The sequence below is a fragment of the Fluviicoccus sp. genome, from assembly GCF_030646115.1.
In the GTDB taxonomy this organism is placed as follows: Bacteria; Pseudomonadota; Gammaproteobacteria; order Pseudomonadales; family Moraxellaceae; genus Fluviicoccus.
Map to the genome: position 1 here is coordinate 174,165 of NZ_JAUSMX010000019.1, position 21,487 is coordinate 195,651.

23 protein-coding genes and 1 tRNA gene are annotated in these 21,487 nt (G+C 60.8%); 16 read left to right on the forward strand and 8 right to left on the reverse strand.

All coding sequences use genetic code 11. The features are described 5' to 3' along the window. Positions 1-30: 30 nt before the first annotated feature. Positions 31-1,215, forward strand: a complete 1,185-nt coding sequence (locus Q7T36_RS14785) for an SAM-dependent methyltransferase (RefSeq protein WP_304850249.1) — start codon at positions 31-33, stop codon at positions 1,213-1,215. Here Q7T36_RS14785 and sigJ read toward each other — a convergent pair. The 3 genes from sigJ to Q7T36_RS14800 form a co-directional block, all read right to left on the reverse strand. After that, the gene (sigJ, locus tag Q7T36_RS14790) at positions 1,200-2,084 is read right to left on the reverse strand and encodes an RNA polymerase sigma factor SigJ (protein WP_304850252.1); all 885 of its coding nucleotides are present in this window, start codon (positions 2,082-2,084) and stop codon (positions 1,200-1,202) included. The two genes, Q7T36_RS14785 and sigJ, sit on opposite strands and share 16 nt — an antisense overlap. Beyond that, a complete protein-coding gene (locus Q7T36_RS14795) occupies positions 2,081-3,256 on the reverse strand; it encodes an NAD(P)/FAD-dependent oxidoreductase (protein ID WP_304850253.1) in 1,176 nt (391 codons plus the stop codon). Before Q7T36_RS14795 ends, sigJ begins: the two co-directional genes overlap by 4 nt. A 99-nt stretch (positions 3,257-3,355) precedes the next feature. Then, the gene (locus tag Q7T36_RS14800; RefSeq protein WP_304850256.1) at positions 3,356-3,724 is read right to left on the reverse strand and encodes a VOC family protein; all 369 of its coding nucleotides are present in this window, start codon (positions 3,722-3,724) and stop codon (positions 3,356-3,358) included. A gap of 295 nt (positions 3,725-4,019) precedes the next feature. Between Q7T36_RS14800 and Q7T36_RS14805 the strand changes: the two genes are divergently transcribed. The 4 genes from Q7T36_RS14805 (at position 4,020) to Q7T36_RS14820 (ending at position 8,035) form a co-directional block, all read left to right on the forward strand. Further along, positions 4,020-4,583, forward strand: coding sequence for a DUF3365 domain-containing protein (locus Q7T36_RS14805; RefSeq protein WP_304850259.1), 564 nt, complete (start codon positions 4,020-4,022; stop codon positions 4,581-4,583). A gap of 9 nt (positions 4,584-4,592) precedes the next feature. Beyond that, positions 4,593-5,345 (forward strand): methyltransferase domain-containing protein, encoded by a 753-nt coding sequence (locus Q7T36_RS14810; protein ID WP_304850262.1) that lies wholly within the window; start codon positions 4,593-4,595, stop codon positions 5,343-5,345. 230 nt (positions 5,346-5,575) lie between these two features. Continuing rightward, a complete protein-coding gene (locus Q7T36_RS14815; RefSeq protein WP_304850265.1) occupies positions 5,576-6,055 on the forward strand; it encodes a DUF3015 family protein in 480 nt (159 codons plus the stop codon). 69 nt (positions 6,056-6,124) lie between these two features. After that, positions 6,125-8,035 carry a DUF4105 domain-containing protein gene (locus Q7T36_RS14820; protein ID WP_304850268.1) on the forward strand — a complete coding sequence of 637 codons (1,911 nt, stop codon included), beginning with the start codon at positions 6,125-6,127 and terminating at the stop codon, positions 8,033-8,035. 38 nt (positions 8,036-8,073) lie between these two features. Here the strand turns inward: Q7T36_RS14820 and Q7T36_RS14825 are convergent, their stop codons facing one another. Beyond that, positions 8,074-9,657 (reverse strand): DHA2 family efflux MFS transporter permease subunit, encoded by a 1,584-nt coding sequence (locus Q7T36_RS14825; protein ID WP_304850271.1) that lies wholly within the window; start codon positions 9,655-9,657, stop codon positions 8,074-8,076. Beyond that, the gene (locus Q7T36_RS14830; RefSeq protein WP_304850273.1) at positions 9,654-10,682 is read right to left on the reverse strand and encodes an HlyD family secretion protein; all 1,029 of its coding nucleotides are present in this window, start codon (positions 10,680-10,682) and stop codon (positions 9,654-9,656) included. Before Q7T36_RS14830 ends, Q7T36_RS14825 begins: the two co-directional genes overlap by 4 nt. Before the next feature lie 105 nt (positions 10,683-10,787). Here Q7T36_RS14830 and Q7T36_RS14835 point away from each other — a divergent pair, with 105 nt between their 5' ends. From Q7T36_RS14835 to Q7T36_RS14845, 3 genes are read left to right on the forward strand one after another with little or no spacing between them, the layout of a single operon-like run. After that, positions 10,788-11,426, forward strand: a complete 639-nt coding sequence (locus Q7T36_RS14835; protein WP_304850276.1) for a TetR/AcrR family transcriptional regulator — start codon at positions 10,788-10,790, stop codon at positions 11,424-11,426. Then, positions 11,423-12,694: a TolC family protein gene (locus Q7T36_RS14840; protein WP_304850279.1), complete on the forward strand. Its 1,272-nt coding sequence runs from the start codon at positions 11,423-11,425 to the stop codon at positions 12,692-12,694. The genes Q7T36_RS14835 and Q7T36_RS14840 overlap by 4 nt, the downstream gene beginning before the upstream one ends. Continuing rightward, positions 12,691-12,945, forward strand: coding sequence for a hypothetical protein (locus tag Q7T36_RS14845; RefSeq protein WP_304850282.1), 255 nt, complete (start codon positions 12,691-12,693; stop codon positions 12,943-12,945). Before Q7T36_RS14840 ends, Q7T36_RS14845 begins: the two co-directional genes overlap by 4 nt. On the opposite strand, the gene Q7T36_RS14850 is transcribed toward Q7T36_RS14845, so the two are convergent. Further along, positions 12,915-13,640: an START domain-containing protein gene (locus Q7T36_RS14850; RefSeq protein WP_304850285.1), complete on the reverse strand. Its 726-nt coding sequence runs from the start codon at positions 13,638-13,640 to the stop codon at positions 12,915-12,917. The genes Q7T36_RS14845 and Q7T36_RS14850 overlap by 31 nt on opposite strands. Before the next feature lie 142 nt (positions 13,641-13,782). Further along, positions 13,783-14,457 carry a TetR/AcrR family transcriptional regulator gene (locus Q7T36_RS14855; protein ID WP_304850288.1) on the reverse strand — a complete coding sequence of 225 codons (675 nt, stop codon included), beginning with the start codon at positions 14,455-14,457 and terminating at the stop codon, positions 13,783-13,785. 146 nt (positions 14,458-14,603) lie between these two features. Between Q7T36_RS14855 and Q7T36_RS14860 the strand changes: the two genes are divergently transcribed. The 7 genes from Q7T36_RS14860 (at position 14,604) to Q7T36_RS14890 (ending at position 19,693) form a co-directional block, all read left to right on the forward strand. Further along, a complete protein-coding gene (locus tag Q7T36_RS14860) occupies positions 14,604-16,073 on the forward strand; it encodes an NAD(P)/FAD-dependent oxidoreductase (RefSeq protein ID WP_304850291.1) in 1,470 nt (489 codons plus the stop codon). 27 nt (positions 16,074-16,100) lie between these two features. Then, complete coding sequence (locus Q7T36_RS14865; RefSeq protein ID WP_304850294.1) at positions 16,101-16,931, forward strand: SDR family oxidoreductase; 831 nt, start codon at positions 16,101-16,103, stop codon at positions 16,929-16,931. Between the two features lie 152 nt (positions 16,932-17,083). Continuing rightward, complete coding sequence (locus Q7T36_RS14870; protein WP_304850297.1) at positions 17,084-17,863, forward strand: SDR family oxidoreductase; 780 nt, start codon at positions 17,084-17,086, stop codon at positions 17,861-17,863. Positions 17,864-17,870: 7 nt separating this feature from the next. Next, a complete protein-coding gene (locus Q7T36_RS14875; RefSeq protein WP_304850301.1) occupies positions 17,871-18,524 on the forward strand; it encodes a metal-dependent hydrolase in 654 nt (217 codons plus the stop codon). After that, positions 18,521-18,787, forward strand: a complete 267-nt coding sequence (locus Q7T36_RS14880; RefSeq protein WP_304850304.1) for a hypothetical protein — start codon at positions 18,521-18,523, stop codon at positions 18,785-18,787. Before Q7T36_RS14875 ends, Q7T36_RS14880 begins: the two co-directional genes overlap by 4 nt. Positions 18,788-18,929: 142 nt before the next feature. Further along, positions 18,930-19,196 carry a DUF1778 domain-containing protein gene (locus Q7T36_RS14885; RefSeq protein WP_304850307.1) on the forward strand — a complete coding sequence of 89 codons (267 nt, stop codon included), beginning with the start codon at positions 18,930-18,932 and terminating at the stop codon, positions 19,194-19,196. Next, positions 19,193-19,693, forward strand: coding sequence for a GNAT family N-acetyltransferase (locus Q7T36_RS14890; protein ID WP_304850310.1), 501 nt, complete (start codon positions 19,193-19,195; stop codon positions 19,691-19,693). Before Q7T36_RS14885 ends, Q7T36_RS14890 begins: the two co-directional genes overlap by 4 nt. Before the next feature lie 151 nt (positions 19,694-19,844). Here Q7T36_RS14890 and Q7T36_RS14895 read toward each other — a convergent pair. Beyond that, positions 19,845-19,920 (reverse strand) — tRNA-Lys (locus Q7T36_RS14895). A gap of 248 nt (positions 19,921-20,168) precedes the next feature. Between Q7T36_RS14895 and Q7T36_RS14900 the strand changes: the two genes are divergently transcribed. Continuing rightward, positions 20,169-21,479 (forward strand): tetratricopeptide repeat protein, encoded by a 1,311-nt coding sequence (locus Q7T36_RS14900; protein WP_304850313.1) that lies wholly within the window; start codon positions 20,169-20,171, stop codon positions 21,477-21,479. Positions 21,480-21,487: the final 8 nt, after the last annotated feature.

Sequence of the window (21,487 nt, forward strand, 5' to 3'; positions counted from 1 at the left end):
ATTCGCCCCCTCACTTCAGGCCAAGCCACCATGACCGATCACCTCTCCGAATTCCTCAACCGACTGAGCCAAAGCCTGGATGCCAACACCCTGTCGAAGCTGGTGCTGAGCAAATATCAGGGCGGCGAGAAGGAGCTGGTGCGGCTGACGGTGCGTCCGGTCACCCTGCGTGCTGAGGATTACCTGAGCTTTGTCTACCAGTACCAGACCCGCGAGATCACCAAGAATCATCCGGTGGCAGAGGGCATCGCGCTGATTGGCCAAAAGCTGGGTACCGACTTCCAGAATGCCAACCTGCTGGCCCGCGATGGTGAAACCCAGTTGCAATTCAGCAAGAAGGGCAAGCCCTCGCTGCAACACCACGGGCAGGTCCGCGCGGCGGCGGCCGACAAGGCGCACAACCACGAGAAGCACCGTTTGCTTGACCTCGACCGCCCCTTTCTCACCGATCTGGGCGTCACCGATGCCGAGCAGCGGCTGATACCGGCGATGTCGCGGAAATGGAAGCAGATCAACAAGTTCCTGGAAATCTTCAGCCATGCTTTCGAACAGGCGCAGCTGCCTGCAGACCGGCCGGTGCGGGTGCTGGATTTCGGCTCCGGCAAAGGTTACCTGACCTTTGCCGTGCACGACTGGCTGACACGTGCGCAAGGTCGCGCGGCGCATGTCACCGGGGTCGAACTGCGCGACCCCCTGGTCAAATTGTGCATGCAGGCTGTGGAACGATCGCAGTTACAGGGACTGGATTTCTTCACCGGCGATGTGCGCAGCTTCGACACGCCGCAACTGGACATCATGATTGCGCTGCATGCCTGCGACATCGCCACCGACTACGCCATCCACACCGGCATCCGGCTGGGGGCCTCGGTGATCTTGTGTGCGCCGTGCTGCCACAAGGAAATAAGGCCGCAGATGCACAGCCCGGCGGTGATGCAGCCGTTGCTGAAGCACGGCATCCATCTGGGGCAGGAGGCGGAAATGGTCACCGACGGCCTGCGGGCGCTGCTGCTGGAGGCCAGCGGTTATGACACACAGGTCTTTGAGTTCGTGTCGCTGGAACACACCAGCAAGAACAAGATGATCCTGGCGATCAAGCGCCGGACCGTGAAGGACAGCGCCGCCGTGCGTGAGCAGATCGGGGCGCTGAAGGCGTTCTACGGCATCCGGGAACAATGCCTGGAAACGCTGCTGGCCGCCGATCAACCGACGGCCTGACACCAGCCTGCCAGCTTGTCCGGGTTCTGCTGGAAATAGAGTTCAACGATGCCCTGTGCGCTGACGCAGGCGCTGACCACATACCGCACCTGGTCCTGCTCACGCATCACGACTGCCAATCGTCCGTTGACAGTTGCCCGCGACATGGCCAACCCCGGCGGCTGCTTGCGGTTCAGCGCCAGCATCAAGCGGATGATCTTGGCGGGGCCGTAGATCGGCCGCAAGGCGCCCTTCACCTTGCCATTGGTATCCGTGTACAGGATTGCCTCACGCGACAGCGCTTGTTCCATCAGCCCGACATCTCCCTGCTGACAGGCCAGCAGGAAGGTGCCCAGCAAGCGGGCATGGGTGTCGCCGGGAGCTTCATGCCGTGCCGGGGCTTCGGCCACCTTGCGTTTGGCGCGGCTGTAGAGCTGGCGGCAATTAACGGCCGACTTGCCCAGCAACAACGCCATTTCCTCGAATCCGGTATCAAATGCCTCGCGCAGGACAAACACCGCCCGCTCCACCGGCGTCAGCCGTTCCAGCATGTGCAGGAATCCCAGCGAGAGCGACTGCTGCTGTTCGGCGAAATCATCCGGTTCCGGGGTCAGTTCATCCGGCCGCTCCGGCTCCGGTTCCGGCAGCCACGGGCCGACATAGCGCCCGGCTTCGCGGCGGCGGCGGCGCAATTGGTCCAGCGCCAGGTTCACCACCGTCTGCCGCACCCAGGCATCCGGATTGGTCACCGCCTCCGCCCGTTGCCAGCGCAACCAAGCTTCCTGCACCACATCCTCGGCATCTTGGACCGAGCCCAGCACGCGATAGGCCAGCCCGAACCAGCGACGGCGCTGCGACTGGAACCACTGCTCGGGATAGCCCATATTCATTCCACCTGCTCCTGATAACGCCCGCCGCTGCCTGGCCAGAAATAGAGCGGCAAGCCGGTCAGTAGCTCCCACTTCACGATTGAAAAGGTCATGCGGCAAATCCATTCCTTGTAGCGCGCGGCCACAAAACCGGAGACGACAGCACCGTCAGGACTATCGGCGCGATCCACAAACTGGGTCACCCCCCGCCGCCGCCCCAGGCTGACTAACCGTGCGAAATAGCCGAAATCAAAAGCTTGCGGATGACGTCCGGCCAGTAGGGCCGCGACATTCATGCCTGCGCATGCACCCAGCGGCATGGCCGTGGCACAGGCCATGCGCAACGGCTCCCCCGCGATTTCAACCCGCGCCGTATCACCAGCGACAAACACATTCTTGAAGCCCGGCAGACACAGGCAATCATCCACTGCCACCCGGCCATGTTCATCCACCGCCAACCCGCTGTCCGCCGCCAACGGGCTGGCGCGCATGCCGGAGCAGTCGATGCACAGATCGAAGGGAAGCGCGGCTCCTTCAGCCAGCCGGACCTGCCCGGGTTCTATCGCTGTAATCCGTCCCTGTTGCCGCAGGACGCCCAGTTCATCCAATGCCGTCAGCAAGGCATCGCGGGCTTTCGGCGACAAATCGGCTCCCGGTTCCCGACCGGACACCATCATCACCGACAGCCCAGGAAAACGCTCTGCCAGTTCGCTGCTCACTTCCTGCGCAGTCAGGCCGCCACCCAGCACTATCACCCGGCCCTTCCGGTCGGCCAGCGCGGACACCCTGGCGTGCATGGCCTGCATCCGGTCACGGCTGTCCAGCTGCACGGCGTGCTCGCGGCTGCCCGGAATGGTACAGGCGGGTTGGCTGCCCAAGGCATGCACCAGCCAGTCGTAGGCCAGTACTTCCCCACCGGTCAGTTCAACCTCCTGCCGCGCCGGATCCAGACGCAGCACCCGGTCATGGCGGAATTCCGCGCCGCGCCGCGCCAGCACCGGCGCCAGTTTCAGCCGCGCCGTGGTTTGACCGGCCAGCGTTTCATGCAAGCGGATACGTTGCTCGAAATAGGGATTGGCGCTGACCACGATCACCCGCACCGGCCCCGGCGCACGCAAAATGCGGGAGCAGGCCAGCAGTCCGGCATAACCGGCGCCGAGGATGACAACAACAGGCTTCTTGGGGTCTTGCATGGCAGTCTCCGGATTTTCAGGATGTATGCCGGTAAGACGAACGAGGCCGTAAATGTGTGACAACCGGGAGGAAAAAATCTCCCGGACGGTGGAAAACCCTTAACCCATGGTGAAGAAATTCAGCTTGTTCCCATCCAGATCACGGAAATAGGCCGCATAGAAATTCCCACCGCGATTGCCGGGACCGCCTTCATCCGTCGCCCCCAGGGACATGGCCTTGGTGTACAGCCGATCCACGGTGGCTGGGGAATCGACCGCCAGCGCCACCATGACGCCGTTGCCGACGGTGGCGGGTTGCTTGTCATAGGGTTTGCACACCGACAATGCCGGTTGGCCGGGTTTGACCGACCAGGCGATGAAGGTTTCATAGTCCATAAAGCGTTTCGCTCCCATCTCGCCCAGCAAGGCATCGTAAAAAGCGGCGGCGCGGGGCATATCATTGGAGCCGAGGGTGACGTAACCGATCATGGCGGAACTCCTTGGTTGTATTCCGGGAAAAAGCAGGATTGACGTTTGTGGAGAGTAGAAGCCGTTGGCTGGAATAACAAGTTGTGAAATAGACATCGGTGGCCTGCGCTCGCTGCTGGAAAGGGACAACCACGCGCCGGGAAACGAATGTAAAGCATGCGCCAGTTGAAACCCCCTCGCCGCTAGGCGGCGGTCCCCTTTCCAAGGGGACGGAGATCACAAACCTGCAAAATCCACTTGTTCAAAATACCGGTAGGGGTATATTAACCACATCCCCCCTATGGAGAATACACCCATGCGCCTACTCCCCCTGCTTGCCCTCCTGCCCGCCACCCTCTGGGCTGCCGAACTCGCCGACACCAGCGCCCAACGTGCGGCGGCCGCCCAACTGCTGGGCAAGCTTTCCACTGAACTCAAGCAGGAAATCGCCAAAAACGGCCCGGTCAGCGCCATCGCCGTCTGCCGGGACCTCGCCCCCAAACTGGCTGGAGACGCATCCCGGGAAACCGGCTGGAAAGTCAGCCGCGTCAGCCTGAAGCCGCGCAACCCTCTGCTGGGCATGGCGGATGCCTGGGAACAGGACGCCCTGCTGCAACTGGAAAAACGCCTGGCCGCCGGGGAAAAGCCGGAATTGCTGGACATGAGCGCCATCGTCCAGGAACCGGCCGGGCGTTACCTGCGCTATGCCAAGGCAATCCCGGTGCAACCCGTGTGCCTGATGTGCCACGGCGACAGCAAAGCCATTCCTGCCGAGGTACGCAAGCAACTGGAAACGGGGTATCCTCACGACCGCGCCACCGGCTATTCGGCCGGACAATTGCGGGGCGCGGTTTCCATCAAGGTTCCTCTGCCGGAGTAACGCCAGCCGATGCACGACCCGACCGATCATGATGTCCCCTGCCTGTGGGAAACAGGCCGCTCCGTCACCCTGCATTTCGGGGCCGAGGCCGTGCAAAGCCAGATGAGCAAGGATGCTCCCAACCGGCTGGAATTCGAATACACCCGGCTGATGGCCGCCTTCCTGCCGTTTCACCCCGAACCGGCGGATATCCTGATCGTCGGCCTGGGCGGCGGCTCACTGTCGAAGTTCTGCCACCACCATCTGCCAGACTGCCGCATCACCACTGTCGAAATCAACCCCGAAGTCATCGCCCTGCGCGACACCTTCCTGATTCCCCCGGAAAGCCCCCGCTTCCGGATCATTTGCGCAGATGCTGTGGACTACCTGCCGCAGCAACCCGCTTCGACCGACATCCTGTTGCTGGACGGCTATAACGCCGACGGCCTGCCTCCGGCCCTGAGCAGTGAGTCCTTTTATGAGGATTGCTTCCAGGCGCTGCGGCCCGGCGGCCTGCTGGTCGCCAATTTGTGGAAGACCGACCCGGCCTTTCGCCTCTATACCGGCCGTCTGGGCCGACTGTTCAACCGGCGACTGGTGCGTTCGGGCTGCGACACCGGCAATGAGGTGGTGCTGTGTTTCCGGGATGAGGAGTTGCCGCCCTTCGAGACGGTCTGGCAACGGGCGCAGGAATTTCAGGCAAAGACTGGGCTGAACCTGCCCCAGTACCTTGAAAACCTGGTCTTCAATGCGGGGAGCTCGTGGTTTTACGGAGGCGGATGATTGTTCCTCTCCGGCTGGCTGCAATTAACTGCCGCTGATGGTTCAAAGGCTATCGGCTAGTCATCAAACTTCGTTGTTCTGCAACACTTTGCAGCCATTCACACTTAGCTGACCGCACCCGCACAAACATGGTGCAAACCTCTTGGCAGCCTGAACCAAAACCAGTAATCTCGGTCAGGTCGTCCGAAGAGAAGGACTGACTACACTAAAATGACAACGAGGGATTCTTCATGAAAAAATTTGTAGCGATCGCCATGCTGGCCGGTTTTTCTTCAATGGCCATGGCCGACCAGGACACCGGTTGCGGTCTGGGCACCATGCTGTGGGCCGGCCAATCCGGTGTTCTCCCCAAGATCCTGGCGGTGACCACCAACGGCACTTCCGCCAACCAGCTGTTCGGCATCACCACCGGCACCTTGGGTTGCCAGTCTGACGGCGTCATCTCCTCCCGCGCCAAGCTGAGCATGTTCATGGGCACCAACAGCGAACGTCTGGCCCGCGACATGTCGGTCGGTCATGGCGAATCCCTGAATGTGCTGGCTGACCTGATGGGTGTAAAGGCTGAGCACAAGGCCGCCTTCTTCCAGGCCGCCAAGTCCAACTTCGGCGCCATCTTCGCTCCGGAAAACCAGTCCGCCGGTCAAGTCCTGTCCGCACTGCAAGGCGTGATGGCCAAGGACGCCGTGCTGGCTGCCTACACCGCCGCCTGATTTCGGCCGTGGTTCCTGCCCCTCGCTACGGCGGGGGGTTTTTGTTTGCGGCTCCGGAATTGCCTGCCCATGTCCTCCCGATTTTCCGCCCTGCTGCCGGGCATCCTTTGCGTGCTGTGTCTTCTGAGTTCCCCGTCCATCAAGGCCGACCCTCTGGAAGAAGTCCTTGAGAAGGCCTCTGCATCCCGGCTGTTTGATGACGCCTATTGGCGTGTCCTGCTGCGCTATGAAGAGCTGAGCCACTCCCGGCGCAGCAGCCTGGTACGTTTACCTTCTTTCTTCCAGCATCCTGAAGGCCGGGGAAATCCCGAAGCCGAGTTGCGCGCCAACATCCACGCGCTCTATACCGATTCCGCCGGGCTGGGTGATCAGGCGTTTGCCTGCCGCTTCCCCGCCCGCTCCGCCTGGCTGCGCCAGCGCCTGCCTATCCAGGACAAGGACTTGTCCCCGGTCGCCTGCAATGCGCTGGACACCTGGATGAAGGGCGTTAATCCTCAGTCCGCGACCCTGATTTTTGCAGCGGATTACCTCAACAATCCCTCCTCCATGTTTGGCCATACCCTTCTGCGCATTGACGCGCCCGACCAGACCGAGGAAACCCGGTTGCTGGCCTACGCCATTAACTATGCCGCGCAAACAGACAACGCCAACAGCCTCGACTTTGCCTGGAAGGGCGTCACCGGCGGCTATCCCGGGGCATTCTCGATTCTGCCCTATTACCAGAAGGTCAAGGAATACAATGACTTCGAGAATCGCGACCTTTGGGAATATCAGCTGAACCTGAAGCCGGAAGAAGTGCAGCGGCTGATGCAGCATCTTTGGGAACTGAAAGGGGTGATGTTTCCCTATTACTTTTTCTCCAGCAATTGCTCGTATCAGTTGCTGGGCCTGGTGGAAGCCGCTCGGCCGGGGCTGGCAATGCGCCGCGACTTCCCGGTCTATGCCGCGCCCACTGACACCCTGCGCCGTGTCCTCGCCGAACAGGGCATGCTGAAGCAGGTCATCTACCGACCCGCCAGCGGCACCCTGCTGGAAGCCCATGCCGGGCAAAATCCAGCCGCCGTGAATCAGGCGGCCATGCGGCTGGCCGACCATCCGCAAGCGTCACTGGACGGGCTTTCGTCCGCCGAGCAGGCCCGCGCGGTGGAAATGGGTTATGACTGGCTTTACTACCGTTATCTGGCGCACAAGGCCGATGCCGCGATTGCGCCGGTTCATCTGCGCCAATTGCTGATCCGCCGCAGCACCTTCGCCGAACCGGACAGCCGCCGTGCTCCGGAACGCCCGGCCGTGGACCCCGCCAACAGCCATTTGACCTCGGAATGGCAGGCAGGCGGTGGTTATGAGCAGGATCAGGGCTTCCTGTCTTTGGATTATCGCTTGGCGTATCACGATCTGCTGGACCCCGAAGGCGGTTACCGGCAGGGAGCCGCCATCGACTTCCTGCGGGTGCAGTTACGTTACCTGCTGCGTGAAGAGCAACTGGCCGTTCAGCACTTCAGCCTGGTGCATATCGACTCGCTGGCAACGCGCAACGACTTCCTGAAACCCAAATCCTGGAATCTGGGGCTGGGCTTCCGCCAGACAGCGGTGGATAAACAAGGGGGGTTCAGCACCACCGAGTCCCATGGCGTGGGCTATTTTGAGGGGGGCATGGGGCTTTCCGTCAAACCGTCGGCTCATGCCTTGTGCTACGGGGTGTTGCAAGCGGAGCTGGAAGGCGGGCGGGCGTTGGATAATGGCTGGCGCGTCGGTGCCGGGCCTCGGCTGGGCTGTCGTTTACAGGGCGCCCGCAGTCAGTGGCTGGGCCATGTGGAGAGTTTGTGGTTCAACGACAGCTCGAATTTCCAGACCTCGGTGGAAGGCGGCTATCAATGGAATTTGGGGCGAAATGACGGTTTGCGGGTGGAGGCCAGGTACCGGGCTGAGGCCAGTCTGGACTGGCATGGTTTGTCTGTGGGGTGGCGGCGCTATTTCTAGGCCTTGCCCGGAGGAGCGGCCGTGAACCTGATAACAGTTCAATGCCCTCCCCCCGCAGCCGCCGGTGCCTGCACCTTCTGAATCAACGGCAACAACAACAGCACGCTCAGGATCAGGCCCGACAACAGCATCGTAATATCATTGAAGGCCAGGGTCGTCGCCTGCAGGCTAACCCGCTGTTGCAGCATGGCAATGGCCACCTGCCCCCCGGAGTCGCCCGACACCCCCGGCAGGGCGGCGCTCGCGGCCAGCATTTCCTGCACCGGCATGCGCGCCGGGTCGGTCAGCGCCGCCAGATGCTGCCAGTGGAAGGCATAGCGCCACTCCATGATGGTATTGATACAGGCCAGCCCAATGGCCCCGCCCACATTCCGGGTCAGGTTGAACAGCGCGCTGCCATTCTTCATCTCGGTCAGCGGCAAGGTGCTCAGCGCCAGTTGCGACATCACGATCATGGCGCACATCAGCCCCACCCCGCGAAAAATCTGCGGCCAGAACAGGTCTTCCGGACCGGCCAGCGAGGTCATGTGTGAATTCAGCCAGACACCGAACGCCGCCGTCACCAGCCCCATGCCCACCAGCAGACGCGTATCCATTTTCGCCGACAGCATGCCGATCAACGGCGCGGTGATGAACATCGCCACGCCCATCACCATCATGGTCTCGCCAATCTGCAGGCTGTTGAAATGCCGCACCTGCCCCAAAAACAGCGGAACCAGGTACACCATGCCATAAAGGCTGACACCGACCACAAAGGAAATCACCGAGCCGACCGCGAAGTTACGGTCGGCAAATACCCGCAGGTTCACAATCGGGTTCAAGCTGGTGAAACTCCGCCAGAAAAAGAATATCCCGCTCAGCACACCCACCATGACGGCCAACAGTACTGAACGCTCGGCAAACCAGTCGTGACGCGGCCCCTCATCCAGCGCAAATTCCAGACAGCCCAGAAACAGCGCCATGCTGAACAGGCCCGGCCAGTCGATGATGTGCCACAGCTTCCACTCCGGCTTGTCGATCCGGTCGAGATAACTCCACACCACGCTGGAAATCAGCAGCGCAGGCGGCAGGTTGACCAGAAACATCCAGTGCCAGGAAAAGGTATTGGTCAGGAAGCCGCCCAGCGACGGTCCCACCGCCGGGGCCAGTGTCGAGGCCATGCTGACCAGCACGATGGGGCCCATGCGCTTTTCCGGGGGAAACAGCATGAACAGCGCGGCCATGGTTGTCGGGATCATGCCGCCACCCAGAAAGCCCTGGATGGTGCGGAACACCAGCAGCGACGGCAGGCTCCAGGCCATGGCGCACATCAGGCTGGCAAAGGCGAAACCCACGGCGCTGATCACAAAATAGAGGCGTGTGGACATCATGCGCGACAGATAGCCGGACAGCGGAATGGCGATCACTTCGGCAATCAGGTAGCTGGTCTGCACCCAGGCGATTTCGGCAGCACTGGCGCTCATGCCCGCCTGCAATTCGTTCAGCGAACTGGCGACAATCTGGATGTCCAGAATGGCCATGAAGTTGCCGAACACCAGCGCAAAAAAACCGATCCAGGCGCGGCGCATGGCCGCCCGCTGTTCGGGTGTCGGCGGCGCACCAGCCGCTGCGACGGGACTCATCGCGTTTCCACGGTCACTTCGACCGACATGCCGGGCCGCAACCGGCCTTCGGCATTGACGCCGTCCAGCACGATCTTCACCGGCACACGCTGCACAATCTTGTTGAAATTGCCGGTGGCGTTGTCCGGCGGCAACAAGGCGAATTCCGCGCCGGAAGCCGGAGACAGGCTCTGGATGACGCCGGTCAGTTTCAGATCGGGATAGGCATCCAGTTTGATCTCGGCCTTCTGCCCCACATTCATCTGAGCCAACTGAGTCTCCTTGAAGTTGGCCTCTACAAACACCGACTCCAGCGGCACAATCGCCATCAGGCGGCTGCCTGCGGTGACCCGGCTGCCCAGCCGCGCCGCCTGGTCGCCCACCACGCCGCTGATCGGGGCGCGGATTTCCGTGGCGGCCAGATCAATCTCCGCCAGCTTCAGGGTGGCCTTGGCGGCATCCAGCTCCGCTATCAGCTGTTCGCGGCCGGTGCCCACACCGCCCTGACGGGCGCGCGCGGCGGCAATGCCGGACTCGGCGCGACGGCTTTGGGCGGCGGCGGACTGCCAGGCGGCGGCGGCGTTATCCAGCCGTTGCTTGGTCGCCACGCCGTCCTGCACCAGCGCCTTGGCGCGCTGCATTTCCAGAAACAGCCGGTTTTCTTCCGCCCTCGCTGCCTGCAGCGCGGCTTCGGCTTCGGCCACCTGGGCCTGCCACGAAGAATCCTCCTGACCATTGGTCCGCAACGCCGCTTCGCGAACCGCCACCTGCGCCTTGGCCTGGGCCACCTTGGCCGCATAATCCGCATCATCCATCTTCAGCAGCAGGTCGCCGGCCTTCACCGCCTGGTTGTTCTTCACCAGCAACTGCTGCACCTCCCCGCCCACACGCGGCGTCAGGTAGCTGACATCGGCGCGCAGGTAGGCGTTGTCCGTACTTTCATGAAAGCGTCCATAGGTCCACCAGCGGATGGCCAGGCCGACAGCCGCCAGTAACAGCAGGGCCAGAATGACAAAGGGAAGCTTGCGGGAAGAATCGCGACTCATGATCTGGGCTCGAACGGGTGACAGGGGCCGGATGTCCGGTTATTGCTTTTTGAGCATCTCGCTGATAATGTACTGAACAGTACAGTTCATTGCAAGCCTGTCATTATGACGATCGAGAAAACCTGGTTTTCCTGTTGCCCGACAACCGCCCGCGGCGAAGCCAGGCGCGAGTCGCTGCTGGACGCTGCCCGCGCCCTCTTCCTGGAAAAGGGTTATGCAGGCACCAGCATGGATGATGTGGTCAAACTGACCGGTGGCTCCAAAGCCAGCGTCTACAAGTATTTCGGCAATAAGGAAGGCCTTTTTGCCGCCATGTTTGCCGACCGCTGCCAGGCCTTTCTCGCCACCCTCGCCATTCCCGACGCCGTCAGTGAAAACCTGGAAGAAACCCTGCTGCTGTTTGCGGAACGGGTGCTGGAAGCCTCGCTGGCGGCAGAGCGCATTGCCATGATCCGCGCGCTGGCTGCCGAAGCCGACCGCTTTCCGCAACTGGCGGAAATGGCCTACCGCACCGGCCCGCAGCACGGCTTGGGCTTAATGGCCGACTTCCTGAAACGTCATCATGACGCCGGGGTTATTGATTGCCGTCAACCGGACATCGCCGCCATCCAGTTCCTGGAGATGGTGAAGGGGCATCCGCAATGGCGGGCGTTGCTGGGCCTGCCGCCCTTCCCCCCCCATCTGGATCGGGCGGATTATATCCGCGAGGCTGTCCGCACCTTTCTGCAGGCTTATCGACCATGAAAATCCTTGCCCCTTGGTTGCTGGCACTGCCGGTCATGGTTCAAGCCCAGACGCTCACCGGCACGGTCCATCAGGCCTTGAGCCACCACCCCTTGTTGCAGGCCGCCCGCGCCGACGCCGACGCCGCCGACCGGGCCGCCGACAGCCGCAGCAGCCTGATGAAGCCCCGCTTGCTGGTCGCCACTGAAATCGGACGCTCCAGCCTGCAAACCACGGCGCCGTTTCCCCAATCCGGTTCACGCTGGCCCAACACCGTGAGCCTGACGCTGAACCAGCCGCTGTATACCGGCGGCGCGCTGGAAGCAGGCCGTGATGCCGCCGGCTTGCTGGCGGCGGCGCGTCATTTCAGCACTGACGACATCAAGGTGCGCATTGCCGTGGACGCCATTGCCGCCCACGCCGCCGTGGTGCGCGACCAGGCGCTGCTGAACCTGCAGAACGAATCCCTGCGCACCCTGCAAACCATGCTGGGGGATACACGCAAGCGTTTCGACGCCGGGGAAGTCACCCGGACCGAAGTGGCGCAGGCGCAAGCCCGGCTCTCCGAGGGCGAAGCGCAGGTGGCGCGGGCGCAAGCCAATCTGGCCATCAGCGAAGGCCAGTATGAGCGCGTCACCGGCGAAGCTCCCCATGAACTGCAAACCCGCTACCCGTCCCTGCCCCTGCCCGCCTCGCTCACCGACGCGCAAACCCTTGCACGGGAAAACCCGGCGCTGAAGTCGGCCCGTGAAGAAGCCCGGGCGCTGGAGGCGGCGGTACGCCAGGCACGCAGCGGTAACCGTCCGCAAGTCAGTGTCGAAGCGCGCGCCGCCACCCAGGACAACACCGAATTCGGCTATGACCGCATGAATGCGTGGGGCGTTTACGTCAAGGCGCAGATGAACCTGTATGACGCCGGACATACCGGCAGCGCCACCGCCGAGGCCGTGGCCAAGGCCGACGCTGCCCGCTGGCGCATTGCCGATCTCCAGGCCGGTGTGACCCAGGCCATGACCGAGGCCTGGCAGCACTGGCAGGCCGCCCAAGCCAGCCTGCCCGCCATCCGGTCGGAAGTGGCCGCCGCCGAACTGGCGCGGGACAGCACCCGCAAGGAAGTGGCGGTGGGCACCCGCACCACGCTGGACTTGCTGGACGCCGAACGCGAACTGCTTTCCGCCAAGGTCAGCCTGTTGCTGCATGAACAGGAACAGAGCCTGTCGGCTTATCAGGTGCTGGCAGTGATCGGGGATTTGTCGGTGCTGTCCGCCACGCCGGTGGCTGCGCCATGAGCGGCCAGGCGAACGTTCCCGAAGAAGCCTTCCGCGTGGAAGGCCACTGTTGCGCCGCCACCCTGCCGGGTATCCGCGACGGCGATACCGCCGTGGACTTTGCCGCCGGAAAGGACGTACAGGACTATCTGGCCGTTACCTGGGGCATCGGCCGGGACAAGGAAAGTGAGGGAAAAAAGGAAAATGCCGAAAGCCGCCCCGAAGGACGGCCGGATGAAATTCAATCGGCGGTGATGGCGAACGGAGCCTGACCAGTCGGCTGACGATAGGCCGCCTGCTGCACCACCCGCTGCAAACCCATCATGCTGCTGTAAGGCGCCATGCGCTGAATGGCGTTGATGCCCCACACCGGCGAGATTCCACCCGGATCGATATAGCCTTCCACCTCCAGGTGCGTCTTCTCCTTGCCCATCGGTGTCAGCTTGATGGTCATGTTTTGCTGGGTCACCCGCACCAGCCCCTTCACCGGCGGCATGTAATCCGGCGCGGCCTTCAGTGTAATGACCATGAATCCCTTGCGCTCCGAATAAGGCTGGATGACCGCATGGATGACCGAGTCCCGATCGGGCATGGTGACCGGCGCGTTGAACTGCTGGTAATAGTAAAACTCGTAAGGCGAGATTTTTTTCAGCAGTCGCGAATCGGTAGTTTCCCAGAACCAGCGTTTGAGATTGTCGGCATCGTAGTGCACCCGCGCCACGGTCTCCATGGAAGCATCAACCACCATATCGATGCGGAAGGTGCGGACCCGCCTGCCGTCTTCCTGTTTGGAATAAGTCTTGATGTTGCGCTTGGTGTCATTCTTGACCAGATGCCATTCATTGCGGGCGCCCAGTTCGGCATCCCGCAAATCCTCCACATCATCATCGGACGCAGCCAAAGCGGGTATCTGATACAACGAGAACATCGCCAATACAGCAACAGCGAGTTTCTTTCTGAGGGACATGAGGTGATCTCCTTCTGCAAGGCTGGAACGCCAGCAGAATGTTCTTGTTATCAATCTTCTTCGCCTACCCAGATTAGGTCATTCCGGGCCAGCGAACAAGATTTTAACAACCTCATATCGGCTTTTTACGCCACTGGACAGATTAGCTTACAGAATTTGCCACTTTCTCTCCCGAAAGGTAATCCGCCACCCCGGCAAACACGGCAAAGCAGTTTTCCAGAATCACTTCCAGCGGCTGCTGGAAACCGCCATAGACCCAGCGCGCCACAATATGAGCATTGGAGCCGTTCAGCCCGGCGGCAATCAGGTCCATCTGGATCAACGGATTTTTCGGGGGCGGAAACAGCGTATTGCCGAACTGGGTCAGCATCCGGTCAAAACCGTTCATGGTTTCCTCAATCAGCGAACCGTGCTCCATCCGCACCTGCGGCACCTCGATGAACAGGATGCGCGCCACCCTCGGGTCCTGCCGCACGAATTTGAGAAAAGCCTCCAGCCCGGCGCGGATCAAGGCCAGCGAACCCTGATGACTTTGCCCCATGATCGCCATCAGGATGTGCTGCTGCATGCCCTCCACCGCCTCCCGGTATACCTCGGCAAACAACTCCTCCAGGCTCTTGAACGACTCGTAGAAATAGCGCTCCGTCAAATGCGCCTCGGCGCACAGCTCGCGCACCTTGGTGTTATAGAAGCCATGCGTGCCGAACAACTGCAGCCCGGCATCGACAAACTTGCGGTGCCGTTCCGCCTGACGCTGCTCGGCGCTGACGCCCCGGAAACTGCGCCGCTTCTTGATCTCCGCCATCTCTTCGCTCATGTCCGCCCACCTGGATTGACCCGTCTGACTTCGCCGACCGCATCATCAGCCAATGTTACATTTATTTTTGAAACGCATTGTTGACAACACTTGATGTCAACAATATATTCCGACAACACCTGTTGTCAACTTCTGAGGGAAAACCCATGCAGAACGCTACTGTCAAACACTTCGATGTCGCCATCGTCGGCACCGGTTTCTCCGGACTCGGCATGGGCGTGGCCCTGAAGAAGGCCAAGAAGAGCAACTTCGTCATTCTGGAAAAAGCCAGTGATGTCGGCGGCACCTGGCGCGACAACCACTATCCCGGCTGCGCCTGCGATGTGCCCTCGCACCTCTATTCCTTCTCCTTCGAGCCGAACCCCAACTGGTCGCGCATGTTTGCACCGCAGCCCGAGATCAAGGCCTACCTGCAACATGTCGCCCACAAGTACGGCCTGATTCCGCACACCCAGTTCAACCAGGAAGTGCAACAGGTCCGCTACGATGACAGCATCAAGCGCTGGCGCATCACCACCAAGGGCGGCGTTACCTACATTGCCCGCGTGGTGGTCAGCGGCATGGGCGGCCTCAGCACACCGTCCTATCCGGCGCTGAAAGGCATCGAGAACTTCAAGGGCAAGACCTTCCACTCGCAAGACTGGGACCACCACTACTCCTTGGAAGGCAAAAAAATTGCCGTCATCGGCACCGGCGCCAGCGCCATCCAGTTCGTGCCGCAGATTGTGCCCCAGGCCGCGCACGTCGACCTGTACCAGCGCACCCCGCCCTGGATTGTGGCCAAGCCCGACCGCGCCATGACCACCGCCGAAAAGACGCTGTTCAAGCTGGTGCCCCCGGCGCAGGAAGCCTTGCGCAACGCCATCTACACCCAACTGGAAGTGCGCGCCCTCGGTTTTGTGTTCAGCCCGCGTGTGCTCAAGGTGGGTGAACTGATGGCCCGCCGCCACATCCGCAAGCAGATCAGCAACAAGGAACTGCGCAAGAAAGTGACCCCGGACTTCTCGTTCGGCTGCAAGCGCGTGCTGATTTCCAACGACTACTACCCGGCGCTGGACCAACCGCATGTGGACGTGGTGACGCAAGGCATCCGCGAAGTGCGCGAGCACAGCATTGTCGACAGCAACGGCGTTGAACGCCCGGTGGACACCATCATCTACGGCACCGGCTTCAAGGCGCAGGATCCCGTTCCCAAGGGCGCGATTTTCGGCCGCAACGGCGTTGATCTGGTGGATTTCTGGAAGGAAGGCCCGGAGGCTTATCTTGGCTCCGCGATTACCGGCTTCCCCAACCTGTTCATGCTGATGGGCCCCAACACCGGCCTGGGCCACAACTCGATGGTGTACATGATCGAGTCGCAGATTGCCTATGTCATGGATTGCCTGAAGCAAATGGACAAGCACAACTGGCAGGTTGTGGACGTGAAACCGGACGCCTACGCCGCCTTCAACCGCGACACCCAGACCAAGCTGGGCGGCGCGGTGTGGAGCACCGGCTGCCAAAGCTGGTACGTCAACGCCAACGGCAAGAACACCACGCTGTGGCCGGGCTTCACTTTCGACTACCGCCGAAAGACCGCGCAGTTTGATGCGCAGAATTATCAGGTTGAGCGTTAATTACCACATTCACACAGAGGACACCCCATGAAATCCTTCGAAAAGAAAGTTGCCGCCATTACCGGCGCCGGATCGGGCATTGGCCGCGCGCTGGCTGTGAAACTGGCCCAGCAGGGCTGCAACCTGTCGCTCAGCGACGTCAATGAAAAAGGCCTGGCCGAGACGGTCGGTCTGGCGCAGGCCTATGGCGTCAAGGTCACCAGCGCCAAGGTGGACGTGGCCAAGCTGGACCAGATGCAGGCCTGGGCAGCCACTACCGCCAAGGAACACGGCAAGGTCAACCTGATCTTCAACAACGCGGGCGTGGCGCTGGGCAGCACCGTGGAAGGCATGAGCTATGAAGAACTGGAATGGCTGATGGGCATCAACTTCTGGGGCGTGGTTTACGGCATCAAGGAATTCATGCCGCACCTGAAGGCCTCCGGTGACGGCCATATCATCAATATTTCCAGCATCTTCGGCCTGGGCTCGCAGCCGTCGCAGGGCGCGTACAACGCCAGCAAGTTCGCGGTGCGCGGCTACACCGAAGCGCTGCGTCAGGAACTGGACCTGCAGGAATGCGGCGTCAGCGCCACCTGCGTGCATCCCGGCGGCATCAAGACCAACATCGCCAAGGCCGCACGCATGAACGACAGCATGAAGTCCATCGGCATCGACCCGAAGAAGAGCCAGCAGAGCTTCGAGAAATTCCTGCACGTGACCCCGGACGACGCGGCCGACGCCATCCTCAACGGCGTGAAGAAGAACGCCCGCCGCGTGCTGATTGGTGCCGAAGCTTATGCGTTTGACGCCATGCAGCGGCTGCTGCCCACCGGTTACCAGAAGTTGGTGACAATGGGTACGAAGTTCATGCAGTAACGTAACTCGTTCCCTCTCCCCCTTTGGGAGAGGGAACCTCCTTTACAAAACTGAATAACCATTCATCGGATTTCATCATTCTACACTTTCATAATTATCGAATTGTCGAATAAGATAGCCCTCATCGAAACCCACCTGATGAGGAACACCCCATGTCCACTACTCTCGCTACCGTCATCACCGGCGCATCCAGCGGCATCGGCGAAGCCTTGGCCAAGCAACTGGCTGCTTCCGAGCAGCAGGCGCTGGTGCTGGTGGCCCGTCGTACGGACAAGCTGAATACCCTGGCGCAGGAACTGAAAACGCATCACGGTGTGCGCGTGGAGGTCATCGGGCTGGATCTGGAAAAGCCAGGTGCCTATGTTGAATTGTTGAAGGCGGTCAGCGATTTGGGTCTGGAAATCGACACCCTGATCAACAACGCCGGTTTCGGCCTCAACGACCTGCTGGCCGACATGCCGCTGGACCGTGTGCAGGGCATGATGCAGCTGAACATGGTGGCGCTGACCGAGCTGACCCATGCTGTGCTGCCGGGCATGCGCGCCCGGAAACAAGGCCGCATCATGAACATCGCCTCGGTGGCGGCCTTCCAGCCCTGCCCGCGTTTTGCGGTTTACGGCGCAACCAAGGCTTATGTGCTGTCGATGTCGGAAGCGCTGGCGGCGGAAGAAAAGAAGAACGGGATCAAGGTGATTGCGGTGTGCCCCGGCGCCACGCGCACCGAGTTCCATGATGTGGCGGGCAATCACGGCACGCTGGCCATGAAGTTGATGGATACCCCGGAAACGGTGGCCAAAACCGCCCTGCGCTCGCTGAAGTGCGGTTGCCCGATGGTGGTGACCGGGCTGCTGAACAAGCCGTTGCCGCTGGTGAACCGGTTGTTGCCGCGTTGCGTGATGGTGTGGCTGGCCGGCAAGAGCGTGGCTCGGTAAGCGACGATTGCTGAAGGGAAAAGGCCCGCGATTAAGCGGGCTTTTTCTTGGCCGGGAAAAAGGCGGCAGGCTTGTCGCGGACGGTGTTGCAAGGCAGAATCCGAAGCTCATCCTTACATCCTCCAAACGCCCGGATTGGTTGCCTATGTTCATTGCGCATGTGCCATCCGGCTATATCCTGTCTGTTTCACTGCTGGAACGCATACTCCATGCCCCTGCTTCTACCTCAGCCATATTTTGGGCGGGCATGACCGGCGCGCTGGTCCCCGACTTTGACTTGGCTTATTTCTACCTGGTGGATCACCGCCACACCCACCACCACAAGTACTTCACCCACTGGCCGATGTTCTGGCTGTTGCTGCTGACCGTTGCAATGCTGTGGCTACGTTTCGACAGCAAATCCCGGGTGGCGCTCCTGTCATGGATTTTCTGTCTGGGCTGTACACTGCATGTGATACTGGATAGCTTCGTTGGCGATATCTGGTGGTTTGCCCCGTTCATCAACAAACCGTTTGCCTTGTTTACAGTGCAGGCGGTGTTTCAGCCATGGTGGCTGAACTTTATATGGCATTGGTCGTTTGCGGTTGAAGCGGGAATTTGCCTGTGGGCGGGACTGCTGTATCGGAGGCGATCGCCAATGAACAAGAGTATGAAAACATGAAATTGATAAAACAGTGGCCGTTGTGGGTTTTCACCGTGATTGGCCTGAGCTTGGCAGGATGTCAGGACAAAACCGCCACCGTTGAACCAGCCCCGGTACTGGTGGGTGCGGACCGGGACGCACATGGCTGCATCGGGTCGGCCGGTTATTCGTGGTGCGCGCGGGAAAAAGCTTGTGTCAGGCCTTGGGAGCTGACGAAGGACAAGGGTTTCGAGAACAGTGCGGAAGGCTTTGGGAAATATTGTTCCAGCACAGCCCAGTAACTCAGGACCACACTGGTAGCAGCCATGCCTATATTACTTATAAATCGAATAGCCCCCATGAATTAAATACGCCAATCATTGAAGCGCATCGCGATTGACCCTAGAATGTACTCAACCATTATGTACACAGGTTAATGCAGCCATGCCCAGCCATGCCGTATCGGCGGAGCGAATCAACCTCCGGGCTTCCGCCGAAGCCAAGCAAGTCATTGAACAGGCCGCGCAATTGATCGGCACCAATCTAAGCGCCTTCATGCTTAATCAGTCCTATGAGGCCGCCTTGCGCATCATCCAGCAGCACAGCGTCATCATGCTGAGCAATGCTGACCGTGACGCGATCATGCACGCCCTGAATAACCCGCAAGAGCCTACCCGTGAGTTGCGCGAGCTGATGGCTCTTGCCCGATGACCCGGGCGGTACAGCCACTGGCAAAGCACCACGACCGGCAAGGGTTTGATTGCGGGCAATCCGACCTCAACGACTTCCTGCGCCTGTACGCCCTGCAACAGCAAACCCGTCTTCAGAACAAGACCTATGTCGCCTGCGGTGAGGGTGGACGCATCGCGGGCTTCTATTGCCTGAGTATCGGTTCGCTTGGGTTTACAGACCTGCCCGCAGAGATACAGAAACGGCTGGGCCGTTACCCGGTTCCTGCCGTGTTGATCGGTCGCTTTGCCGTCGATGTACAGAGCCAAGGACAGGGACTTGGGCGCTATCTGCTGGCGCATGCCCTGCACAACGTTTGCAACGTGGCGGGCATCGCCGGGGCCGTGCTGGCGATGGTTGATGCCAAGGATGGAAAAGCGGCGGAATTCTATCAGCAGATGGGCTTCAGGCCGCTGCCGGACTCACCGCTGAGGATGTTCATCCCGGTGGCTGAGTTGATGAAAACCATTCCGGCTTGACTTTCCACAGCCGCGCCTACAAAGTGGAACAGGCCGTATGCGACGTCTTGAATGAGTGGGGAATGGCTCGCATTTGCCTACAAAGTGCTTACACGAAGCCCAAACCCCAAAACGACAAAGGCCCGCATAAAATGCAGGCCTTTGAGGGAATTGGTGGGTTGTGACAGATTCGAACTGTCGACCTACGGATTAAGAGTCCGCTGCTCTACCAGCTGAGCTAACAACCCCAGTTTTCGCCGAAAACAACCACCGGCTCAACGAGGGCTGCATAGTATCAAAGGCCGCCCCCTCATGCAATCCCAAGACTATCGTTTGCTCAGTCTTCATACTGTTTCAAAAATAGCCGCTGCTCCGAAACCGCACGATTTCCATTCCCTGCCACCTATCCGACGACATGCCTGCCATTGACCTTCCCACCGCTGCCGCCTACCTTTAAAATCCAAGGCATTCACACAAGCCATCAGGGAATGAAAACATGCGTCTGAAACCCGTCCCCCTGTTACTCCTCCTTGCAACCGGCGCTCCCGCCCTGGCCGATGACGTGCTGCAACAAGCGGAGTCCCTGCTGGCAGGAAAGAAAGCCGCAGACGCCGTGGCGCTGCTGGCTCCGCTGGAAGAAGAACGCGCCGGTGACCCGGCTTTCGATTACCTGATGGGATTGTCGCATCTGGAAAACGGAGACCCCAGCCAATCCGTTTTTGCCTTTGAACGCTGCCTGGCCGTGGAGCCCAACAACGGCCCCTGCCGGGTGCAGATTGCCCGCGCCCATCTGGCCGTGGGTGAAACCGCCAACGCGCGCGCGGAACTGGAAACCATCCGGCAATCCAACCCGCCCTCCCAAGTCGAGACGCTGGTAGCGCAGTATCTGGGCGCGGTTGATGCCCGCGAAAAGCGCCAGAAACGACAGCTCGACGGACAAATCCGCTTTGGCCTGGGCTTCGATTCCAACGCCAACAGCGCCACCGATTTGAAGCAAGTGGCACTGCCCGACTTTAATAATGCCCTGTTCGACGTCACGGCCGCCTCACGAAAACAGGACAGCATCATGCTGCAAGGGCAGTTTGCCGGCAGCTACCTGAACCGCCTTTCCCCGACCCTGACCGCTCTGGCCGACGCCGGGCTGCAGGTGCGCAGCTACCCGGACAGCAGCGACTATTCCTACACCGTACTGGATGCAGGTGCCGGCGCTGCCCTGACGCGCGGCCGCCAACAGTTCATCGGCAAATTGCAGTTGCAGACCATGCAATTGGGCGGCGACCCGTACCGCAACCTGACCGGGCTGCTGGGCCAGTACCAGTATGATCTGGCGGGGGGCGCCCGGTTGGCCGCTTGGCTGCAACTGGGTCAGTTGCGTTATGAGCAGTCCGCCCGCGACAGCAACCGCACCACCTTGGGCGGCGCTTGGTCGCAGGGGTTGGAAATGCGCTGGAGTCCCGTGGTTTTCGGCAGCTTGTATACCGGCCAGGAACGCGCCCAGGACGCTTCGGTCAGCTCCGTCAGCCAGGACTTCCACGGCTTGCGGGCCGGTGGATCGCTGACGCTGGACAAGGGCATGAAACTGAACTCGGCGCTGAGTTTCGAACAGCGGCAATACAAAGGCGTTTTCCAGAATTTCGGCAAGTCCCGCGATGACAACGAACTGTCGTTGAATCTGGGACTGGAATGGAAGATCGCCCCGGCGGTTTCGCTGCTGCCCTCACTGACCGTCACCCAGAATGATTCGAGCATCCCGCTCACCGACTATGATCGCCAAATGGTGAGCCTGGAGATTCGCTATGACCTGTAACCAAGGAG